Annotated in this window: 19 protein-coding genes; 13 read left to right on the plus strand and 6 right to left on the minus strand. The window is 39.7% G+C overall.

Annotated elements, in window-relative coordinates; genetic code table 11:
- The first annotated feature begins 391 nt into the window (after positions 1–391).
- The 5 genes from NYP55_RS00065 to NYP55_RS00085 are packed head-to-tail and all read left to right on the plus strand — an operon-like array spanning position 392 to position 3156.
- Entirely contained in the window at positions 392–847 is a 456-nt protein-coding gene (locus NYP55_RS00065) for an ATP-binding cassette domain-containing protein (RefSeq protein WP_230478866.1), read from the plus strand.
- 54 nt (positions 848–901) lie between these two features.
- Positions 902–1294, plus strand: a complete 393-nt coding sequence (locus NYP55_RS00070; protein WP_472781386.1) for a hypothetical protein — start codon at positions 902–904, stop codon at positions 1292–1294.
- A 4-nt stretch (positions 1295–1298) separates the two neighbouring features.
- A complete protein-coding gene (locus NYP55_RS00075; RefSeq protein ID WP_128831744.1) occupies positions 1299–2171 on the plus strand; it encodes an ABC transporter ATP-binding protein in 873 nt (290 codons plus the stop codon).
- On the plus strand, positions 2140–2790 hold the full coding sequence (locus NYP55_RS00080) for a hypothetical protein (protein WP_472781387.1): 651 nt from the start codon (positions 2140–2142) through the stop codon (positions 2788–2790). Before NYP55_RS00075 ends, NYP55_RS00080 begins: the two co-directional genes overlap by 32 nt.
- 3 nt (positions 2791–2793) lie before the next feature.
- Positions 2794–3156: a thioredoxin family protein gene (locus NYP55_RS00085; protein WP_472781388.1), complete on the plus strand. Its 363-nt coding sequence runs from the start codon at positions 2794–2796 to the stop codon at positions 3154–3156.
- On the opposite strand, the gene NYP55_RS00090 is transcribed toward NYP55_RS00085, so the two are convergent.
- From NYP55_RS00090 to tkt, 3 genes are all read right to left on the minus strand, one after another.
- Positions 3153–3374, minus strand: a complete 222-nt coding sequence (locus NYP55_RS00090; RefSeq protein WP_004111696.1) for a hypothetical protein — start codon at positions 3372–3374, stop codon at positions 3153–3155. The two genes, NYP55_RS00085 and NYP55_RS00090, sit on opposite strands and share 4 nt — an antisense overlap.
- 292 nt (positions 3375–3666) lie before the next feature.
- Positions 3667–4770 carry a transaldolase gene (gene tal / locus NYP55_RS00095; protein WP_016798447.1) on the minus strand — a complete coding sequence of 368 codons (1104 nt, stop codon included), beginning with the start codon at positions 4768–4770 and terminating at the stop codon, positions 3667–3669.
- 210 nt (positions 4771–4980) lie between these two features.
- Positions 4981–7080 carry a transketolase gene (gene tkt, locus NYP55_RS00100; RefSeq protein WP_472781389.1) on the minus strand — a complete coding sequence of 700 codons (2100 nt, stop codon included), beginning with the start codon at positions 7078–7080 and terminating at the stop codon, positions 4981–4983.
- A gap of 342 nt (positions 7081–7422) precedes the next feature.
- Here tkt and hrcA point away from each other — a divergent pair, with 342 nt between their 5' ends.
- From hrcA to NYP55_RS00120, 4 genes are read left to right on the plus strand one after another with little or no spacing between them, the layout of a single operon-like run.
- Positions 7423–8439: a heat-inducible transcriptional repressor HrcA gene (gene hrcA / locus NYP55_RS00105; protein WP_004133102.1), complete on the plus strand. Its 1017-nt coding sequence runs from the start codon at positions 7423–7425 to the stop codon at positions 8437–8439.
- Positions 8440–8496: 57 nt separating this feature from the next.
- Positions 8497–9654, plus strand: coding sequence for a DnaJ C-terminal domain-containing protein (locus NYP55_RS00110; RefSeq protein WP_020758960.1), 1158 nt, complete (start codon positions 8497–8499; stop codon positions 9652–9654).
- A gap of 44 nt (positions 9655–9698) precedes the next feature.
- The gene (fmt, locus tag NYP55_RS00115) at positions 9699–10679 is read left to right on the plus strand and encodes a methionyl-tRNA formyltransferase (protein WP_020758961.1); all 981 of its coding nucleotides are present in this window, start codon (positions 9699–9701) and stop codon (positions 10677–10679) included.
- A gap of 10 nt (positions 10680–10689) precedes the next feature.
- Positions 10690–10791: a pentapeptide repeat-containing protein gene (locus NYP55_RS00120; RefSeq protein ID WP_472781509.1), complete on the plus strand. Its 102-nt coding sequence runs from the start codon at positions 10690–10692 to the stop codon at positions 10789–10791.
- On the opposite strand, the gene serB is transcribed toward NYP55_RS00120, so the two are convergent.
- Positions 10788–11495, minus strand: coding sequence for a phosphoserine phosphatase SerB (gene serB / locus NYP55_RS00125; protein WP_115761951.1), 708 nt, complete (start codon positions 11493–11495; stop codon positions 10788–10790). The genes NYP55_RS00120 and serB overlap by 4 nt on opposite strands.
- Positions 11496–11781: 286 nt before the next feature.
- Here serB and NYP55_RS00130 point away from each other — a divergent pair, with 286 nt between their 5' ends.
- The 3 genes from NYP55_RS00130 (at position 11782) to NYP55_RS00140 (ending at position 14903) form a co-directional block, all read left to right on the plus strand.
- Positions 11782–12624, plus strand: coding sequence for an inositol monophosphatase family protein (locus tag NYP55_RS00130; protein WP_016635339.1), 843 nt, complete (start codon positions 11782–11784; stop codon positions 12622–12624).
- 179 nt (positions 12625–12803) lie between these two features.
- On the plus strand, positions 12804–13574 hold the full coding sequence (ppgK, locus tag NYP55_RS00135; RefSeq protein WP_004130916.1) for a polyphosphate--glucose phosphotransferase: 771 nt from the start codon (positions 12804–12806) through the stop codon (positions 13572–13574).
- Between the two features lie 102 nt (positions 13575–13676).
- Complete coding sequence (locus NYP55_RS00140) at positions 13677–14903, plus strand: pyridoxal phosphate-dependent aminotransferase (RefSeq protein WP_472781390.1); 1227 nt, start codon at positions 13677–13679, stop codon at positions 14901–14903.
- A 48-nt stretch (positions 14904–14951) separates the two neighbouring features.
- On the opposite strand, the gene NYP55_RS00145 is transcribed toward NYP55_RS00140, so the two are convergent.
- Together NYP55_RS00145 and NYP55_RS00150 are read right to left on the minus strand one after the other, a co-directional pair.
- Positions 14952–17168: a beta-carotene 15,15'-monooxygenase gene (locus NYP55_RS00145; protein WP_472781391.1), complete on the minus strand. Its 2217-nt coding sequence runs from the start codon at positions 17166–17168 to the stop codon at positions 14952–14954.
- 14 nt (positions 17169–17182) lie between these two features.
- Positions 17183–18784, minus strand: coding sequence for an ABC-F family ATP-binding cassette domain-containing protein (locus tag NYP55_RS00150; RefSeq protein ID WP_472781392.1), 1602 nt, complete (start codon positions 18782–18784; stop codon positions 17183–17185).
- A gap of 295 nt (positions 18785–19079) precedes the next feature.
- Between NYP55_RS00150 and uvrA the strand changes: the two genes are divergently transcribed.
- Complete coding sequence (uvrA, locus tag NYP55_RS00155; RefSeq protein ID WP_472781510.1) at positions 19080–22055, plus strand: excinuclease ABC subunit UvrA; 2976 nt, start codon at positions 19080–19082, stop codon at positions 22053–22055.
- Positions 22056–22111: the final 56 nt, after the last annotated feature.

Raw genomic sequence — 22111 nt, forward strand, 5'->3', positions numbered from 1 at the left:
TTTGCACCCAGGGTGTGAAGTGGGAAATTGAAGTCATAAAACAAAAATAAGGTAAGATTTCACATATAAGGTGTGGTCGTACCTTATTTTTTGGTCTATAACCCGATAATTGAGAAAAATGAGCAATCGTAATAGAGGATAGTCTGCATATTTTCATGTGAATTTTATCTTCAAAATCATACATAATTCGCGATAATTACATGAATGCCAGGATGAAAGTTGGTGGAAATATCTGGTATATATGTTTTATAACATTTTCGTTACAGTGTATTTACAAGACATCATAAATGATTTATAACTATGGTAAGAGTTGAGGATGTAACATTCGTCTATGATGTTGCGTATTTAGCTCTATAGGAGGTTTTTACTTGAAAGAGAGGAGATGATTATTATGGTTTATAGTCTTGGCAAGCCCGCTATACAAAAATTTTTAGATTTGGATAGATATTCTTCGCTTGATTCCCATTATCGTAAACCACCTGCTATTGATAGAAACAATTCAGCAGATTTTACTATTACTGGAATATCTTTAGAAAATGTTTCAGTTTCGTACAGTCAAGACACTTCAGTCTCAGTCCTTTCTGGAATATCAAAGCAATTTCGTAGTCATAGCTTGATTTTGGTTAAAGGGAAGAATGGAATAGGCAAATCGACTTTAATGTATGTTATTATGGGCGTAGTATCAGTGTCTGGTGGAAGTGTGCATTATTATGACTCTGATAGGGATTTGTATGGTTATCCAATAGAAATGATTCAGAGTAGAATAAGTTGTTATCAGCAAAATCAATTTTTAAACTATCCTTCTATTGGTAAGAATGTTGCATATGATTTTTATTGTTACTCATGATGCAATGTTCGATAAAATTGCTGATGAAATAATAGATTTGGATGTGATTAAGAAATGAAAAGCAAAAAATGGATATTTGCAGCTACCATAGTAGTCCTCGGTCTTATCAGTCTGCTGTATGTAGGGTATAAGACAAATAATGTTCGTTTTGGTATAATTCGTGATGATTTGCCAACACTAGTTTCAGGAGATTATAAAAATAACGATAACTTATCGTTAAAGCCAGGAGTGTATGCTATTTATGCAAAGAGAGGCAAAGGAGAGATACGCTTTGCTGGAAAGCTGTACAAGCTTGATGATGCTCTTTTTGTGCGTGCTCAGAAACAGCCAGGAAATGTTAAAAATGCTGTTATCTACGAAGAGAGTCCTAAAATTTTTATTGGTGAAGATAGTAAGATTTCTGTAAAAGGAGATCGGAAATTTTTAGTTTCATTTGTTAAGAGGTAATCTTATGAAGATATCTCATTTGAAAAAATCATATGGGGGAAAAGTCGTTTTAGATGACATTTCTTTGGAAAGCAGTGCTGGGCAAATTATTGCGTTAGTAGGCAATAATGGTTCAGGAAAAACCACGTTAATGAAGTGCATTGCAAATTTGATAGTTGATTATCAAGGCAATATTGAATTGGACGGTTCACTTTCATTTGCTATTGAGAATCCATCTTTTTATGACGAATTTTCTGTACAGGATAATCTTAGAGTGTTTGCTGCTTTGATGGGGAGAAAAGACTTTAATTGTGATAAATTATTGCATCAGGTGAGTCTCGACGAAGCAAAAAATAAAAAGTTTAAACAATTGTCGCTAGGTATGAAGCAAAAATTAAATATTGCTAGAATATTGCTCTCAAATAGTGAAATTATTCTTCTTGATGAACCTTTCAATGGATTAGATGTTCTTACTATAAAGCAGTTAAAAGACACTATCTTGTCATTGCGCTCACAAGGTAAAAGCCTTGTAATTTCAAGTCATATATTAGATGAGTTAGGTGAAATTGCTGATATTGTATGGTATTTAAAAAAAGGGAAAATTCAAAAAATTGTTAATTTTAATGATAATCTAAGAATTTATAATGTGATTGTTATAAATGGTGTGGATATTAGTGAATTGCTTTCTAACAGATATGAGGTTTTTTGTCGTAGCAAAGATAACAAAGAATCAACTTTTAGAATTAAATTGCCTAGAGAGGATATTGCCAAGGTTCTTAAATTGCTGATTGAGCATGGGGTACAAATCGTGGAATACAGTGATATTACGCATGATATTAAAGATTTTATGTTGGAGGAAGATGATAATGAAGTACTATATAAAATCAGAAATTATTAAGTTTAGTCATCAGAAGCTTTTCTTATTGTCTTTTGTTTTGTATTTGGCATGTTGCGTGTTTATAGTATTTCAAGCTAAAAGAGGTGCATTTTTATCACAATATAAATTCTTTTCAACGATAACTATACTATTTTTAAGCCTATATCAGATATTATCAATTGGTGAATGGCAAGAGAAGAAAATTATTCATCATTATCTAGAGTATATTCCTAATAGGATTAAATTATTGTGTTTTATATATGGTGAATATGTAAGCATTTATCTAGTCGTAAATTTGGTATTTTTGTCACTAAATTACTCGTCTCTGAGAATAGTTATGCATCAACTGCTCGTATATCCGATAATTTTCCTTTTGTATATTGCTATAAATATGAATCTGTTGATATATTTTGAAAAAGTTGGTGTTACGATGATTCTTTCCTTTATATTATTATGGATATTGCCGAATTTGATAAACATAATATTGTCTCAAACATCCGTGTATTCTTTTCAGATATTTTATTATTTATCACCAGACTCGTTCACCGCTTTTACGCCTGTAACTTGCATTATTGCTCTAATGTATATTGTTATGTTTTTCCTATTGTCGTTATTCCAATTTATGAAAAAAGAGTACTGAGTTATGAAAAGTGTAGTATCTCGTATACTTCCAGCTATTGTCATAATGTTATTCGTTGGTTTTATTGCATATATTCATTTGAGTGGCTTAAGACCCTCATTTTCAGTATTACAGGAGAATAATATCTCAAATCTTAAAACTGGAGAAGTGCTCTATTTTGGTAGTTCAGGCTGTGGAGCATGTCAGGAATTCAATAAAGTTCTAAAAGAATATCAAGATGGAACGCATGCTAAAATTTATTATTGGGATGCCACAGACATGAAAATTGTGAGAAAGGCAGCTGAAATAAAGCTTTACAAAGCAAATTGGCACATTTGGTTTATTAATCATCTATCCCAGTCACATATAAAAGTAACTCTCATTTAAATCTCATCATATTTCTTTTTTAATTTATCCATATTATCAAGGTCAATCCACTCCTCGCTAAAACCACAGGCAGTGCAAATATACCTATCAACAGGTACTGCCGACATAATTGTATGGCCAGTCATAACATTATTTCCAGTCCCATAAGCCCCAGCAGATCCAGGCACAAATATAATTTCACTTCCCCCACACTTTGGGCATTTTTTCGTATTTTTCATAGATCCTCCTTATTAATCTAATAATGTTCTTTTTATTGTTTTGAAAAATTGCATAAAAATAGGCAGGAACACATACCTATCCATCATATATATTTCTGCCGATTAAAAAATTCTACGTGAAAAGAGACAGAACTACACTGTCTGTCTTTCTCAATTAATTAGCTTAGAAAATAACACTGGGTAGCTTTTTATTGCGATTGATAAAAACGCAAAACAACAAAAACCGCACATGTGCGGAAATTAATCCACGTTCATGTGCGGCTTAATGTTTATTTATTACTGATTAATCAAATCAGGCGTTTACGCGATCGATGCCAGACTGTACGTCTGCAATCACGGAATCCCAAGACTTGATGAAGGCGGCAACACCGTCGGCCTCAAGCTTGTCGGTAACGTCCTTAATGTTAATGCCAAGCTCAGCAAGCTTGTTCATAACAGCGTGGCTCTCTTCGTAAGTGCCCTTAATGGAAGCAGCACCGTTGCCGTGATCAGCAAGAGCGTTCAAAGTCTTCTCTGGCATGGTGTTAACAACATGCTCAGCAACCAACTCGTCAACGTACTTGCAATCGGAGTAAGCTGCGTTCTTGGTGCCAGTGGAAGCCCAAAGTGGACGCTGCTTCTTAGCGCCCTTGGCCTCAAGCTCAGCCCAACGTGGGTCGGCAGCGAACTTCTTCTCGAAGAGTTCGTAAGCCAAGCGAGCGTTAGCAACAGCAGCCTTGCCTTCAAGAGCCTTAGCTTCAGCAGAACCGTTAGCTTCGAGGAGCTTGTCAACAGCGCTATCAACGCGGGAGACGAAGAAGGAAGCTACGGAACCAATGTGCTTCAAGTCGTGGCCGTTAGCAGCAGCTTGAGCAATACCTTCGATGAAGGCGTCGATAACCTGCTCGTAGCGCTCGAGGGAGAAGATCAAGGTTACGTTCACGGAGATACCCTTAGCGAGGGTAGCGGTGATAGCTGGAAGACCTTCCAAAGTTGCAGGAATCTTGATCATAACGTTTGGACGATCAACCTTTGCCCAAAGCTCTTCAGCCTGCTTCTCAGTGTTAGCAGTATCGTGAGCCAAGCGTGGGTCAACTTCGATGGAGACGCGGCCGTCAACAAAGTCGGTCTTTTCTGCAATCTCGCGGAAGATATCAGTTGCGTTACGAACGTCGGTGGTGGTCAACTCGCGAATAGCGGTCTCAACGTCAACCTTGCCGAGCTCCTTAAGCTGTGCGTCGTATGGGCCAACCTGGCTCAAAGCCTTCTGGAAGATAGATGGGTTGGTAGTAACACCAACAACATTCTTGTTAGCAATCAAATCCTGCAAAGAGCCAGACTCAATGCGGGTACGGGACAAATCGTCCAACCAAATAGAAACGCCGGAATCGCTAGTGCGCTGCGTTGCTTCAGTCATGTTATCTCCTTAACACTGTGCTCCACCAATTGGAACACGTTGGTAGTGTTGGCGTTTTACAGGAAACAGCGGTTGATGCTAAACCATCTGTAGCTTAACATCAACACGCCTTTGCTGTTTCCAGTGAAGTTGCTAAATTAGCACTTCGAGTTTTTGTGATGAATCAATTTTATTTTGACACATCAAGTTTTATTTTGATTACTTGCTATCTTAAGCGCGTGCTTCTTCGATAGAAGCCTTAGCAGCTTCTACTACGTGCTCAGCAGTAATGCCCAAGTCGATCATGTTCTGACCGCCGTCACCCTGCAAGCCGTACTGTTCGATAGAAACAGCCTTGCCGCAATCGCCAAGATACTTGTACCAAGGCAATGCCAAGCCAGCTTCGATGGAAACGCGAGCCTTAACGGACTTTGGAAGGATTGCTTCCTTGTACTCTTCGTCTTGCTCTTCGAACCATTCGAGAGATGGCATGGAAAGAACGCGAGCCTTAATGCCTTCAGCTGCCAAAGTCTTGGCACCAGCAACAGCCCACTGAACTTCGGAGCCAGTAGCCATGATGATTACGTCTGGAGTGCCTTCGCAATCAACCAAAACGTAAGCGCCGTGCTTTACGCCTTCGCGAGCCTTCTTGGCAGTTTCTGCGAGAGTTGGAACGCCTTGGCGAGTCAAAATCATAGCGGTTGGGTAGTTGTTCTTCTTCTCGAAGAAGTAGCGGTAAGCTTCAGCAGTCTCATACTCATCTGCAGGGCGCACAACCTCAAGCTGAGGAATAGCACGGAAAGCAGCCAAGTGTTCGATTGGCTGGTGAGTTGGACCATCTTCACCCAAAGCTACGGAATCGTGAGTCCAAACGTAGAGGTTTGGAATCTCCATCAAAGCAGCCAAGCGAACTGCTGGGCGCTCGTAGTCAGAGAACTGGAAGAAGGTGCCGTTGAATGGGCGAGTGTTAGAACCAAGCAAAATACCGTTGGTAATAGCACCCATTGCAAACTCACGCACACCAAAGTGAAGCTGACGACCGTACTCGGAAACGTTTGGCCAAGTGCGAGTTGCATCCTCGGATGGGCCGAAGGAGTCAGCACCCTTAATGTTGGTGTTGTTGGATCCACCCAAATCAGCGGAACCGCCCCAAAGTTCTGGCATAACAGCAGCAATTGCGTTAAGAACTGCGCCAGAAGCCTTACGGGTAGCAACCTTAGAACCGACTTCGAAGCCAGCAACCAAGTCGTCAATAGCCTTGTCGAAGCCTTCTGGAAGCTTGCCAGCCTTAAGACGATCGTAAAGAGCAGCCTTATCTGGGTTGGCAGAAGCCCACTTTGCAAGAGCTTCATCCCAAGCCTTGTGAGCAGCCAAACCGCGCTCAGCAACCTTGCGAGCATGAGCCAAAGCTTCTTCGTCGATTGGGAACGAAACTTCTGGATCGAAACCGCAAAGTTCCTTCAAGCCCTTAACAGCTTCTTCACCAAGCTTAGAGCCGTGGGAAGCTTCGTTGTCGGTCTTACCTGGGGTTGGCCAAGCAATCAAAGTATTAACCTTAATGAAGTGAGGCTTATCGGTAACTTCCTGAGCCTTTTCAATAGCAGCAGCCAAAGCCTGAACGTCTTCCTTGTAGGAACCGTCTGGCTGAATGAAGCTAACTTCGTCGGTGTACCAACCGTATGCACGGTAACGAGCAAGAATATCTTCAGAGAAGGTGAGCTTAGTGTCGCCTTCAATCTGAATGTGGTTTGCATCGAAGATTACAGTCAAATTGCCAAGCTTTTGGTTTCCAGCCAAGGAAGCAGCTTCAGAAGAAACGCCTTCCTCAACGTCGCCTTCACCGCAAATAACCCAAACCTTGTGATCGAATGGGGAAGTGCCAGCTGGAGCTTCTGGGTCAAGAAGACCGCGCTCAAAGCGCTGGCCATAAGCGAAACCAACAGCAGAAGCAAGACCCTGACCAAGTGGGCCAGTAGTCATTTCAATGCCTGGAGTTAAGCCATATTCTGGGTGACCAGGAGTACGCGTGTCTGCACCGCCACGGAAATACTTAAGATCGTCAAGAGTTAAGCCGTAACCAGAGAAGAACAATTGCACGTATTGCGTAAGCGAAGCGTGACCGCCAGAAAGAATAAAACGATCGCGGCCAGCCCACTTTGGGTCGGCAGGATCGTGCTTAATGAAGTGCTGGTACAAGGTGTACGCAATTGGTGCCAATGAAACAGGGGAGCCAGGATGTCCGTGTCCTGCTCGCTCAACAGCATCAGCCGAGAGAACCTTCGCCATCTTTACGGCGCGCTCGTCTAATGCAGACCAGTTGAAATCGGTCATGTGATCTACTTTCCTTCCAATAATTCGGGTTTTTGCGCACAGCTTACGCTGGCCATTACCCTCACATTGCCCTTTAATCCTATCTTTTATATCAGACGAATTTTTAACAAAGTGTGTCAAAAGTTAACAAAAGTTTATATTTATAGTTAGTTGTTATTCTGTAAAAGTGATTTATTAAAAATACTTAATAATACTTAATCACATATTGTTATCACATATTGTTTTGGCATATATAATAGTTAGCAGTGAATTAATAAACGATTAGTGCTATTTATAAAAATTATTAGCGCTATTTAATGAGTTTGATGTTTTAATAAAGGAGAATCAATGCAATCACGACGCATGATGATATTGCGTGCGGTTGTTGAAGATTATATTCGTTCGCATGAACCTGTTGGATCTGCATCTTTAGCTAAAAATCACAAATTAGGCGTTAGTTCTGCAACGATTCGCAACGATATGTCTCTTCTAGAAGAAGAAGGCTACTTGATTCAACCACATACTTCTGCTGGAAGAATCCCTACAGAAAAAGGATACAGATATTTCGTTGACGGAATGGCGGCGCTAATCCCGCTTTCTAATGCGCAAAGACGAGGGATTCGCACGTTTTTAAGTGGATCTGTTAGTTTACAAGACACTCTACAACGCTCAGCGCGACTTCTTGCAAGCATAACTGGTCAAGTCGCACTCGTTGCGTCTCCTGCATTGTCGAAGTCAAAAGTAAAAAGAATTGAGATTGTTCAAGTATCTTCTTCAACTCTTCTAGTTGTTGTTATTACAGACGCTGGAGGAGTTGCGCAACACATTATTCAAGCCTCTAACATAAATCCAGACGACTTATTGCATTTAGTTAATATGGTTAATGAGAGCTGCGTTGGAGCCTCTCTTTTAGATGCTTCTAAGCGTGTTTATTCTCTAGCGAATCGCCAGGATTTAGCGTCTGCTTTGCAAGTTATTAGTCAACTTGCTAACGCGTTAGAAGATATGCATAATGGCGAGCATTCTTACGATTTGTACATGGCTGGAGCTTCTCAACTGGCGCATAGGCAAAATATTGGCGATTTTGCGTCTCTTTTTGACGCTCTAGAAGAGCAAGCTGTTATTATGCGACTTATGACTTCGCTAAGCGAAGAAGCAAACGATTGCGCAAGTGGCGTTAGCGTTGCAATAGGTTCGGAAACTCACACGCCTGGTCTTCTAAATGCTTCTGTTGTAACAAGCGCTTACGGCTACAATTCAGATTCCGATTCTGCGTTTATTGGCTCAATCGGCCCTACTCATATGGATTATGCTGCAACAATGACGGCTGTTAAAGCTGTAGCAAAATATCTTAATACGTTTATATCTGAAAATTCATAAATATTAGCTGGCTGTGCCTTATGCAAAAATAATTTTAGAACATAAAAGGGGAGTTAAGTGACTGACTATTACAAGATTTTAGGTGTTGATTCTAACGCTAGCGACGATGAGATTCGCAAAGCTTATAGAAAGTTAAGTCGGAAGTATCATCCAGATATTGCAGGACCTGAGTTTGAAGACAAGTTCAAGGAAGTTAACGCTGCATACGACGTTTTGTCTAATCCAGAAAAACGCAAAATGGTAGATATGGGCGTAGATCCAAATAATCTATCGGCATCAGGAGCTGGTGCTGGCGCTGGCGCGTACGCAAATATGAATATGGATATGGGAGATATTCTAAACCAGTTCTTCTCTGGGTCTTTTGGTGCTAATGCTGGATCTCCTATTCCGCGCGTTAATCGTGGTGAAGATTCATTAACGGAAGTTAAGGTTGATCTTAAAACTGTTGTTTTTGGTGGAAACGCTAAGGTTCATGTTTCAACTTTCGGTCTTTGCCAAGATTGTGCTGGAAAGGGCTCTGCAGATAAATCAGACCCTATAACTTGCCCAGATTGTAAGGGTGCTGGTTTTGTGCAGCGAGTTACTCGTACAATGTTTGGTCAAATGATGTCTTCGGAACCTTGCCGCGCTTGCGAAGGTCACGGAACGATTATTAAAAATGTTTGCCCAAATTGCCACGGTCATGGTCGCGTTCGCACTTCTAGAGAAGTTGGAATCACGATTCCTGCTGGAATTAAAGACAATTCTCGCTTGCGACTTGCGTCTCAAGGAGCAATAGGCGAATGTGGCGGTCCTGCTGGCGATTTGTATGTTGACGTTCGCATTCGTAAAGACGAGCAATTTACTAGAGACTTAAACGATTTACATTGCTGGATTGACGTTCCAATGAGCTGGGCTGTGCTTGGTCACAAAGTAGATATTGATACTTTTGATGGCAAAAAGAGTGTTGAAATTCCTGCTGGAACGCAAAACGAAGACACGATTCCTCTTTACGATTTGGGTGTTACTGCTTTTGGAAGCAAAGATAGAGGAAATCTTATTGTTCACGTTCTTGTTAATATTCCAACAAAGCTTAGCGAAGAAGAGCGTAGTTTGATTGAAAAGTTTGCAAACTTGCACGATGAAAAAGTTAGCGAAGTAAAGCAACATGCTATTGCAGAGCCAGTGGGCAATAAAAAGGGATTCTTTAGCAAGCTAAAAGATGCATTTTGCTAGGATTTAGGATTTTAAGGATTCTTAGTATTTTAAGGAGTTGACTTATGGTATTGCCTATTTTATTTGCTGGAACTCCAGATGTTGCTGTTGCTCCTTTGCGCGCGCTAGCTGAAGATAAAGAACATTTTGATGTGCGAGCTGTTCTTACTCGTCCAGATGCTCCGACTGGCAGAGGTAGAAAGCTTGTTCCTAGTGCTGTTAAAAAAGCTGCGATTGAGCTTGGAATTCCTGTTTTAGAGGTTAATCCTAGCAATGAGCAAGAGTGTGTGAGTGCTCTAAAAGCTACTGGCGCAAGGCTTGCGGCCGTTGTTGCGTACGGAAAGATTCTTAAGCAATCTGTTTTGGATGCTCTTCCTCTAGGATGGTATAACTTGCATTTTTCGCTTCTTCCGCAATGGCGAGGTGCTGCTCCTGTTCAGCGCGCAATATGGGCTGGAGATGATATTACAGGTGCAACAGTTTTTAAGATTACGCGCGGAATGGATGAAGGTCCGATTCTTGCACAAATGACTACCGAGATTGGAGCTCATGAAACAGCTGGTGATTTGCTCACTCGATTAAGCAATGATGGTGCAAATCTTCTTTGCTCTGCTCTTGTTGGTATGGAATCTGGTCAAATTATTCCTGTTGAGCAAGACTCTACGCCTTGCCAAATCGCTCAAAAAATCACTGTTGAAGATGCTCATATTCGTTTTGATATTCCAGCGTTTGCAATCGATAGGCAGATTCGTGCTTGCACGCCAAATCCTGGAGCTTGGTGCAATCTTCATGTTGATTCTAGTGATTTGCAAACAATTACTTTGCACGTTCTTTCTTGCGCATTAGCAAAAGATGAAGATATTGCATTGCATAATCTAAACGAGCTTAAACCTGGGCAGATTCTTGCAAAAAAGCACAATGTTTGGGTTGGATGTGCAAGTGGAGCTATTGAGCTTTTAGAAGTTAAAGCGCAAGGTAAAAAAGCTATGAATGCTGCAGATTGGGCAAGAGGAGCGCACTTAAGTAGTGAATCTTACTTGAGCTAATACTACTTGGATTAATCTTACTTGGGCTAATCTTACTTGGGCTAATCTTACTTGGGCTAATCTTACTTGGATTAATCTTACTTGGATTAATTCTATTTGGATTAAATGTTAGCTTAGTAAATCTAAAACTAGGCTTAGGTCTCGCGTATCTATGCTTGCTTTAGCTTGACTTTTTAATAACTGTTTTGCGCAAAATGCTACGCCTAATCCTGCTGTTTTAATCATGTCTATATCGTTAGCGCCGTCTCCAATAGCAACGCTTTGAGCAATATCAATATTGTTCTTGCTCGCCCAATTAGTCAATGCTTTTGCTTTATATTGACGATTTACTATTGGATCAATAACCTTTCCACTTAGTTTAGAATCTACGACTTCTAGATTGTTTGCAACCCAAAAGTCTATGTTTAGTTTTGGTAAAAAATCGTCTAAAACTTGCTTGAATCCGCCACTAACAGCTCCAACTTTCCATCCAAAAGAGTGCAATGTGCTAATTAGCTTTTTAGCTCCATTTGTTACATGAATATTTTGAGCAACTTGTTTAACGCAAGAATAGTCAAGTCCCTTAAGCATAGAAACTCTTAGCTTTAGCGACGTATTAAAGTCCATTTTTCCTTGCATTGCTTTAGATGTTATGTCTGCCAAATCGCAGCCAACTCCAGCAATGTCTCCTAATAAATCTATAACTTCTTCTTCAATAAGAGTGGCGTCTACATCTAAAACAAGAAGTCCTGGTTTTTTTAGTGAAGGAGTGTTTGAAGGCGTATTTGAATGAGTATTAATTAAGTCTTGTGTTTTTAAGTCTGATACTTTAGTCATGTTATAAGTCATGTTATAATCTTTTAAGAGAGATGTTAGGTTTATTAATTAATTCTAAGGCTGGTTTAAGAAATTTAGGATTTTGTTTCGCTACGCGTTTTTGCATGTGAATCTTTTCTATAAAACTATTAAATGTGAAAGTTTATTGATTTTATTTGAATATTGCGTGTGGAAGTTTGGTTTAATTTGATTAGTTGAGTAAAATAGTTGCAGATTTATGGATAGTTGCAGATTTTTGGAATAGATAAATAATCAAAATGTGGGGAATTAAAGAGGTGAGTAAAGTATGGCAAGTATGAATTTACGCGATGTTGCTCTTGAAGTTGCTAGAATATTGGAAGATGTTGGCAAGCACGCGTATCAAGACCAATTAAATCCTCGAGATATGGCAAGCATGATGGTTTTGGGGGATCCGAATCAAGCAGATTCTGGTTTTGGAGATAAGCTCGTACGCTTTATTGAAAATCGTCTTACGTACATAAACACATTCCAGGGATTTTGGCGTAATCGTCCAGAAAATTGCAATATTGGTGATCGTTTTTGGTGCGTTGGTAATATTGACGGTGCTATTAACTTTAATCGAGATATGGCAGAGTGGACTCTAACTGTTTCGCTTTTTGAGTTCAATGATCAAGGCTCCGCAAGGCCTGTTCTTGGAGTTGTTCATGCTCCAGCTCTTGGTCTTACTTATTTAGCAGCTAAAGGCCAGGGTGCTATTCGTATTCGTAAAACTCCTAATGGAGAAAAGCGAGAGAAAATCACTCCTTCTACAACATCAACATTGCACGGTTCTGTTGTTTGCTACGGAATGTCTTATATTCCAGGCGAATCTAAAAGAGCATTGGATGTTGTTTCTTCGCTTGAGGAAGAATGTCCAGCAGATATTAAGCGCATTGGCCCTGCTTCTCTTGACTTATGCAAGGTTGCTGATGGCACTTACGACGCTTATTTTGAGCCGCATCTTCACGAGTGGGATATTCCAGGCGTTTCCGCTGGTGCTGTTGTTGTTAAAGAGGCTCAAGGCCATGTTCGACAATGGAATGGTGACTCGATCCATTGGAGGCGCGAAAACGACGTTATTGCTTCAAATGGTTTAATAAACAAGGAGCTTCAAAACTATTTGCGATAAATTAGAGTTAAAATCTTAGCAATTGTTTGCATGATTTTTAATATTAAAGCTTTAATTTTGAGAAAAACATTTATGCAATCGTTATCATTAAATAGACAATATATAAGCGTGTCGCTTTAGCAATATTGTAGAATGAACATGATATCCCATTGTCCGACATTCAGAGGGGAGTGTTAACGATGATTGACACTGCACAAGCATTTGGCGTAGATATTGGTGGCTCTGGTATTAAAGCTGCACCAGTTAATTTGGAAAAAGGCGAGTTTGCAGAACCGCGATATAAGATTCTCACTCCAGCGGTTTCCACACCTCAAGCTGTTGCAGATATTGTTCGTCAGCAGCTCGAGCATTTTGATGTGCCTGAAGATGTTCCTGTTGGTATTGCTTTCCCAGCGCCTATTAAGCCAGGCAAGAAACTTGAGTTTATGGCGAATCTCGATCAATCTTGGATTGGTGTGGATGTTACAGAAGTGTTTAGCGAAGCTTGCGGTCGTCCTGTTACGGTTGTTAACGATGCCGATGCTGCTGGTCTTGCTGAGCAACACTTTGGTGCTGCAAAAGATAAAGATGGCTTAGTTATTGCAACAACATTAGGCACTGGAATTGGAACCGCTTTGATTTACAATGGCGTTCTTATTCCAAACACAGAGCTTGGTCATATTCAGCTAGAAAAAGGAAAGGGAGATGCAGAAAAGTATGCTGCTTCTTCTGTTCGCGAAAAGTTGGATATGGGTTATAAAAAGTGGGCTAAGCGCTTAACTAAGTATTACGGATTAATGGAAAAGTACTTTAATCCAGACTTGTTTGTTGTTGGCGGTGGCGTTAGCCGTGTGAGCGAGAAGTTCTTGCCGCATATAGATATTAAGACTCCTATTGTTGTTGCGTCTTTGCATAACGAAGCTGGCATTATTGGTGCAGCTTACTATGCAATGCAACAAAGAAACAAGTAAAGTTTTAATATTTTATTTGTTTTATTTACTTTATTTGCGCTGGATGCTTTTGCGTTCAGCGCATTTTTTATATTTGGTTATGCAATGCGCTAGTGTAGTCGAGTGCGATTTTCTTCTAGAGTTGATGTAAGTGAGCCAAATCCAATTATTCTGGCTCAACGCGTTGCTATATCTAAAGGTATTAAGCTTACAAAACTTAACGATTCAAACCCAACAGTGCATGGTCTTGCTCCAAAATGTTTAAGCGCAAAATATACAGCGGATCCTAGAGGACCAATCGAAGTTAGGCGCATTCTTACTGATTTTATAAATGCTAGAGATAATCGCGTAGATCAAAATATTGCAAGTCAAAATATTGTAGATCAAAAAAGTAATTCACCAAAAGCTCTTAATCCAAATAATCTATACGTATTATCGTCTACTTCTCAAGCATACGCATGGCTTATGATGCTTCTGTGCGATTGTGGCGATTCAGTCTTATCTCCAACTCCTGGGTATCCTCTTATTGAATCTATTGCAAGACTTCAAGGCGTAAAATCTATACCATATCCGCTTGTTTACGATGGTTCTTGGACTATTGATGTTCCAAGAGTTAAAGAACTTTTGCAAAACGCAAATAATCGTATTCGTGCTCTTGTTTTAATAAACCCAAATAATCCAACAGGCTCTTATGTTAAGCCAGAAGAAAGAGCGCAATTGTTGAGTTTGTGCAATAAAAATAATGTTGCGATTATTGCAGATGAAGTTTTCTACGATTACTCTTTAGAACCATTTGCCAAAAATTCAAGACTTGCAGGAGAACAATCAACACTCGTTTTTGCTTTAGATGGATTCTCAAAGATGCTTGCAGCTCCGCACGCAAAAGTTGGGTGGATTGAGGTTTCGGGACCAAGTCAAGATGTGCAAGAAGCAATGAAACGACTTGACGTTATTGCGGATGATTTTCTTCCAATTGGCGCAACTGTATCGGAAAGAATTCCAGAATTATTGCAATGCGCTAAAGAGCAAACTGCGACTGTTCAAAGTCGAGTACGATCTAATCTTAAAACGCTTAGAAAAATGCTTGCAAACTACCCAAATTGTTGCGTTAGTGCATTGCGTGCAGAAGGAGGATGGAATATTTTATTGCGCGTTCCTTCTTGTATAGATGATGACTTATTAGCTTTGCGTTTAATTAAAGACTACAAGCTGGTTTCTCAGCCTGGATATTATTTTGACATGCCAACTAATGGCTACTTAGCATTGTCTTTACTTCCTAAAGAAGATCAATTTGAAAATGGCGTTACTTTATTGCTGAATACTGTTCATAAAATGCTAGAAGAGATGTAGAAAAATCTAGGAAGTAATCTAGGAAGGTTCGAGTTCTTAAAATATAAACTAGATTAGAGTAAACCAGCATCTAACGTAATGCCAAAGCCCCGGATTGAATCGCAAAACTGAGTCTTCTCTTCCTGGAACAAACCAACCTAAGAAAGCGATTGCAATAGAGAAAAATAGCATTGCTAAAACTACAATGCGTATTGTGTAACACATAACTTTTGTGCGCAAAGTTGTGCAATCTTCTACGTTTGCGTATTTTTCTAGAAAAACAGTAATTCCGATTATTGCGCTTAGTGAGAACGCCCATCCAAAGTCAGCAATATAACGCCATCCAATTCCTGCTTTTAAGCTGTTGAAAACAACAACAATCATTGCAAGAATCAAAGCGCATATAGTAAGTCTTGACGCAAATTTGCTCATTCTTTTAATCATTAACAAAGAACAAATAACGCCAATAAATGCCAATGGAGCAAGAGTAAACATTCCGCCAATCATTGGCTCCGCGTATTGCCATCTATTGAAAGCAATAGGATTAATCGAAATCCAAGGGAAAGTTGGTGTAAAGCGCAATGGCAAAGCTAAATAACTTAAAATTGAAGGAATGATGTTTTGCGCAGGAAGGCGCATTGTAGTCATGTCTGTAATAGTAATTTGATATTCGTTACCAAAGTTAAATGGCGACCCAAATCTTAAAGCGTTATACAATCCGATTGGTATTGCAACTATTACAAACGGCACAATCACGCCTAAAACTAGCTTTATTATTTGCTTTAAGTCTTCTTTTATAATTTTCTTGCTAGAAATTAAATGCTTAAAATAGAAGTAAATATTGTTGTAAAAAAGCGGTATTGCAAGCAAAAACGCGATTATAAATGTTGGTCTGCATCCTAGATTTAGAGATATAAACAAAGATCCTAATGCAATATGCTTAGCAGATATTTGATAAATAGACTTGTTTGATTCTTGGCTTTGTTTGCAATCTTTTGCAATATTTTTATTGGCGCCAAGATAAAACCATAATCCTAAAGATGTAAAGAATAGCGAAGCTGCCATTGGAACACTATAGAATGATGTTCTAAACCATAAGTAAACGGTGTTAGATGTAATAAAGAACAATGCTAAGCAAATAGACACGCAAGCAAGAGACGCTCGTTTATTTATTCGCTCAATAAGTCTAATCACTAGAAGAGAGCCAGAAATTAAGAACCCCACTAGGCATATAAGAGTTGCGATTGTTGTTGGAAGCATACTTCCGCCATTAATCCACAAACTCGATATAAGTCTATAAGGCATAAAGAATAAAACAGCTGGAATTACGCCAAAATACGAGTACCAATGACCGTTGTAATATGCGTGATCCCAATAAATATTGTGCACTAAATTAGAAAGAAGCTTGTTTCTTGCAATTGGATCGTACGGATTAGTAAGATTTTGCATTTGCTTAGGAACAGGCAAATCAAGATAAGTTTTTCCTTTAATAAGAGCGTCTGCTGTGTGCGCATATTGATCAAAATCGTACGTGTAGTTTCCAGCAACGTCAAAATGCATTGGAATAGCGTTAAAAACATTCCAAACAATTGCAACAACAGCTATAACAATAAATGGAGTCCAAGATAAAACTAGTAAAAGTCTTTGATTAAAACTTTTTGTATTAAGTTTTATTTTCCACAATTTAGACCAAGGATTCCACAATGCAATCAAAATTGAAACGACTATAAGAAAAAGAACGCGACCCCAATTCCAACTAAAAGGTGCTCTAACATTTGCTTTTGCGTCCTCAACGTCTACAACGTCTCCTTTAGGGTGCTGTATCCATAATCGAAGCGTGCTTTTAACTCCAACTGCTTGATCTGGAACAGGAAGCATAGCAAAACTAATAGCTCTAGGGTTTGTGCTCAAAGGCTTACCAGCGATTTTATTAACATCAATGCGTACATGCACGTCTGTTTTAACGGGACTTTTGCCAATTTTTTTAGGCGTAATTAGTGAAGGCTTAAGCTGAATGTACGGCGAAGATCCGTCGGAATTAACTTCTAAATAAGATTCCGAAGGGTCTGTAATTAAAAGTCCTCCAGAAGAAAGTCTTTTAATTCCAGGGCCAGTAAGATTGTGAGCAAACATGCTATCCGTGCTGCCAGTAACACTATTCCAAAATGGAATATTCCCAACAGTGCATTCAAACAATGCTATTAACAGCAATATTGCTAAAGGCGCGCGAAGAACGCGAAAAATGTTGTGTAGCGCGCAATTTGCAAAATTAGCTGTTTTTTTCATAGAAATCTAAAATCCTATTCTTCCGCTACCAAATCAAGATAGTCGTCGTTCCACAAGTCTTCGTCACCGTCTGGCATAAGAAGAACTCTTTCTGGGTTTAGCGCAAGAACCGCTCCTTCGTCGTGAGTAACCAACACAATTGCGCCTTCATACTTAGAAATTGCTTTAAGAATTTCTTCGCGAGAAGCTGGGTCTAAGTTATTAGTAGGCTCATCAAGCAAAAGAACGTTTGCTTTAGAAGTTACAAGAGTTGCCAATGCTAGGCGAGTTTTTTCTCCGCCAGAAAGCACTTTAGCGGGTTTCATGGCGTCGTCTCCCGAAAACAGGAAGCTTCCAAGCATTGATCTTGCTTGAGTGTCGTTTAATTCTGGCGCAACGTGTTGAAGATTTTCTAACACCGTTGCATCTAAGTCTAAAGTATCGTGCTCTTGCGCAAAATAGCCTATTTTGCATCCGTGTCCATATTCAACAACGCCAGTATCTGCGCTTTCTTCGCCAGCAAGAATGCGCAAAGTGGTAGTTTTTCCAGCGCCATTGTATCCCAAAATAACAACTCTCGAGCCTTTATCTATAGCCAAATTTATGCCAGCAAATACAATGTTCGATCCGTAAGCTTTTGAAATATCTTTAGCCATAATAGGAGTGCGTCCGCAAGGAGCAGGCTCTGGGAATCGAATGTCTGCTACTTTTTCGCGGCTTTGAGCTTCGCTTGTTTCGTTCAATAAGCGTTCAGCTCTACGCATCATGTTTTGAGCTGCTACCGCTTTAGTTGCTTTTGCGTGAAGTCGAATTCCTTGCTTCATAAGTCGCTCCGCCTTCTTTTCTGCAACTTCGCGCTCTCTTCGTCTTCTCTCTTCGTCTACAACGCGCTGATGCAAGTATGCTTTCCAGCCCATTGAATACATGTCTATTTGCGCAAGTTGTGCATCTAAATGCCAAACTTTATTAACAACTTCGTCTAGCAACTCTGTTGAGTGCGATATAACAAGGAATCCGCCTTCAAAGCGTTTTAAGTAATTGCGCAACCATACTATGGAATCTGCGTCTAAGTGGTTTGTAGGCTCGTCTAAAATCAGCGTATCTGCGTTAGAAAAAAGTATTCGCGCGAGTTCGATTCGCCTGCGTTGGCCGCCAGAAAGTGTTCCAAGAGCTTGTTTCATAACTTCTTGGGGGAGTCCAAGGCTGTTTGCCATTGATATTGCTTCCGATTGAACAGCGTATCCACCAGCTTTTTCAAAATCATTAATCGCTTTATCGTAGCGATTCATGGCCTTTGTCATAATATCTGGATCTGGATTCGTCATGTCTTTTTCTGCTTTTCGTATACGAGATACGATTGACGAAATATCGCGAGCGCTCATAATTCTATCTAACGCGCTTTGCTCTGGATCTGCTGCATGTGTGTCTTGTGGAAGGTACCCTAAAGAGCCGCTTACTTTTACGCTTCCGCCAGCTGGAAGTGTTTCTGCAGTAATTACGCGCGTAAGTGTTGTTTTTCCAGCGCCATTCCTTCCAACTAAGCCTATTTTGTCGCCTTTTGTAACATGAAAATCTGTTGGGTTTAATAGCGTGCGCGCACCAATTTGTATAGTAAGTCCTTGTGCGTCAATGGCCATTTTTTACCCACCCCTTAAGTTTTATTCTTGTAAAATCGTAATTAAAATATTAATTGAAATATGTTAACCAAACTCCCGATTATACCGTTAGGCTTGCATAGGATTAGCAACACGCAGTAAGCAACATATTTCGAACATGTGTTCTATAATGAATGATATTACAAAACAGTCACGTAATCAAGATTTAGTTTTGCAATTTTGATTCATATGCGCTAAAGCATCTTAAGGAGGTAGAATGCAAAAACACTTGGATTCTTTACAAAGTAAGCAGTCACTTTCAATAAAAGATGCAAACATGAATGCTACAAACATGAATGTTAAAGATGGAAATAGTCGTCAAAAAAACAATGTACTTCAATCCTTTATTGATTCTGCGCCAATTGTAAAAAATAATGGTAATTTAATATACGACTTAGGTGATGTTCCTTCCGACTTAAAAATAACTGTTCAAGGTGCAAGAGAGCATAATCTAAAGAACGTTAATTTGCAATTGCCTAGAAATAGGATGATTGTTTTTACTGGCCTATCTGGTTCGGGTAAATCTTCTCTTGCTTTCGACACTCTTTTTGCAGAAGGTCAAAGGCGTTATGTGGAATCCTTAAGCGCGTATGCAAGGCAATTCCTTGGAAGAATGGATAAGCCAGACGTAGACTTTATTGAAGGCTTAAGCCCTGCAGTGTCTATTGACCAAAAAACAACTAATCGCAATCCGCGTTCTACTGTTGGCACAATTACAGAGATTTATGACTATTTAAGGCTTCTTTTTGCCCGTGTTGGTATTCCACATTGCCCTAAATGTGGTGAAATCGTTAGCGCGCAAACTCCTCAACAAATAGCTAATGCATTGCTTTCTTTGCCGCAAAAAACAAGGTTGCAATTACTGGCTCCTATTGTTAACGGCAGAAAAGGTGAGTTTAAAGATACTATTACTCTTCTTAGGTCAGACGGCTATTCTAGAGCGCTTGTAGACGGGCAAATGCGCGAGCTTTCGGAAGATATTACTTTAGAAAAGCAAAAGAAACACACAATCGAAGTTATTGTAGATAGGCTAGTTATAAAAGATGGCATACGTACACGCCTTACAGATTCTATAGAAACAGCGCTAAAGCTTTCTAAAGGTATTGTTGTTGCTGATTTTGTAGACGAAGATGCTTCTTCTAAAAACAGGCGTCAAAGTTTTTCCGAAAATATGGCATGCCCTAATAGCCATCAATTTAACCTATTAGAGATAGAGCCAAGAACGTTCTCATTCAATGCTCCGTATGGAGCATGCCATGATTGCTCTGGAATAGGTTACAATCTAGAGATTGACCCTGCTCTTGTTGTTCCAAATACAGAAAAGTCACTTAACGAAGGTGCTATAGAACCTTGGGCATTGAATAAAGCAGCAGGAGAATACTACAGGCATGTGTTAAAAGGCTTAAGCGTAGAGCTTGGTTTTAGTATGGATACGCCGTGGGAAAATCTTCCAAAAGATGTGCAAGATTCAATACTCTATGGCCATGATTTTGAAGTAAAAGTATCGTATAAAAATCGATGGGGTAGGCAGAGAGAGTATTCAACAGGATTTGAGGGCGTAGTGCGTACTCTTATGCGCAAGCATGACGAAACAGACTCAGATCAAATGCGTCAATACTACGAGTCATACATGCGAGAAGTGCCATGTTTAACATGCAAAGGAAAAAGACTTAATCCAGAAGTCTTGTCTATTAAAGTTGGCTCGTGCTCAATCGCAGATGTATGCGATATGCCTATTGAAAAAAGTCTTGAGTGGATTAATTCGTTAAATCTAGAAGGCGCAAAAAAGATAATTGCTAAAGAGATTGTAAAAGAAATCAAAGCAAGATTAGGATTCTTAAATGACGTTGGCTTAAACTACTTAACTCTTTCTAGAGCAGCAAAAACTCTTTCTGGCGGAGAAGCTCAAAGAATAAGGCTTGCAACGCAAATAGGGTCTGGACTAGTTGGAGTTATGTACGTTCTTGACGAACCGTCTATTGGTCTTCATCAAAGAGACAACGAAAAGCTTATATCTACGTTGCACAATCTTAGAGATCTTGGAAATACGCTTATAGTTGTAGAACACGACGAAGATACAATACGAAAGTCAGACTGGCTTGTAGACATTGGTCCAGAAGCTGGAGAAAACGGCGGAGAAGTTGTATATTGCGGCCCTGCAAAACACATAACAGAGGCAAAGCGATCAATCACAGGAGACTATATTGCAAAAAGACGCACAATAGATGTTCCTAAAAAGCGCCGTAAAATCAACAAAAGTCGTATGTTAACTATTGTTGGTGCAAAAGAGCACAATCTTAAAAACATAGATGTAGAAATACCTTTAGGCGTATTTACTTGCATAACAGGAGTTTCTGGATCTGGAAAGTCAAGCTTAATAAACTCAATACTTTACCCAGTTTTAGCAGATAAGCTAAACGGCGCTCGCATTGTTCCAGGATTGCATAAGCGCGTTGATGGAGTAGACAATTGCGATAAGGTTGTTCACGTAGATCAAAATCCTATTGGTAGAACACCAAGATCAAATCCTGCTACATATACTGGAGTTTGGGATAAGATCCGTTCGCTTTTTGCTCAAACTCCAGAAGCAAAAGTTAGAGGGTACGGCCCTGGAAGATTCTCGTTTAACGTAAAAGGCGGAAGATGCGAGGCTTGTAGCGGAGACGGAACGCTTAAAATCGAGATGAATTTTTTGCCAGACGTATACGTGCAATGCGAAGAATGCCACGGAAAAAGATATAATCGAGACACTCTAGAAGTAAAGTACAATGGTAAAACTATTTCAGACGTGCTAGATATGCCAATATCGCAAGCTGCTGTGTTCTTTAAAGCATATCCGTCTATTTCTAGATATTTAGACACATTGGTTAAAGTTGGATTAGGCTATATTCGGCTTGGTCAAAGCGCGCCAACACTTTCTGGCGGAGAGTCGCAAAGAGTAAAGCTTGCTACAGAACTACAAAAGCGTTCTACTGGAAAAACCGTTTATATTTTAGATGAACCTACTACGGGCTTGCATTTTGAAGATGTTCGTAAGCTTTTAAGTGTTCTTCAATCTTTAGTAGATAAAGGCAATAGTGTAATAGTTATTGAGCACAATCTTGATGTTGTAAAATGCGCAGATTGGATTATAGATTTAGGCCCAGAAGGAGGAGATAAAGGCGGCGAAATCGTAGCAACTGGCACTCCAGAAGATGTTGCAAAAGTGCAATATAGCTGGACGGGTAAATTCTTAAAGTCAATGCTTGAATAGAGCAAAATCAGAAGTATTTAAGTAAAAATTTATGAATAATTTTATGAATATCTTAT

Source organism: Gardnerella sp. c10Ua_31 (assembly GCF_055700915.1).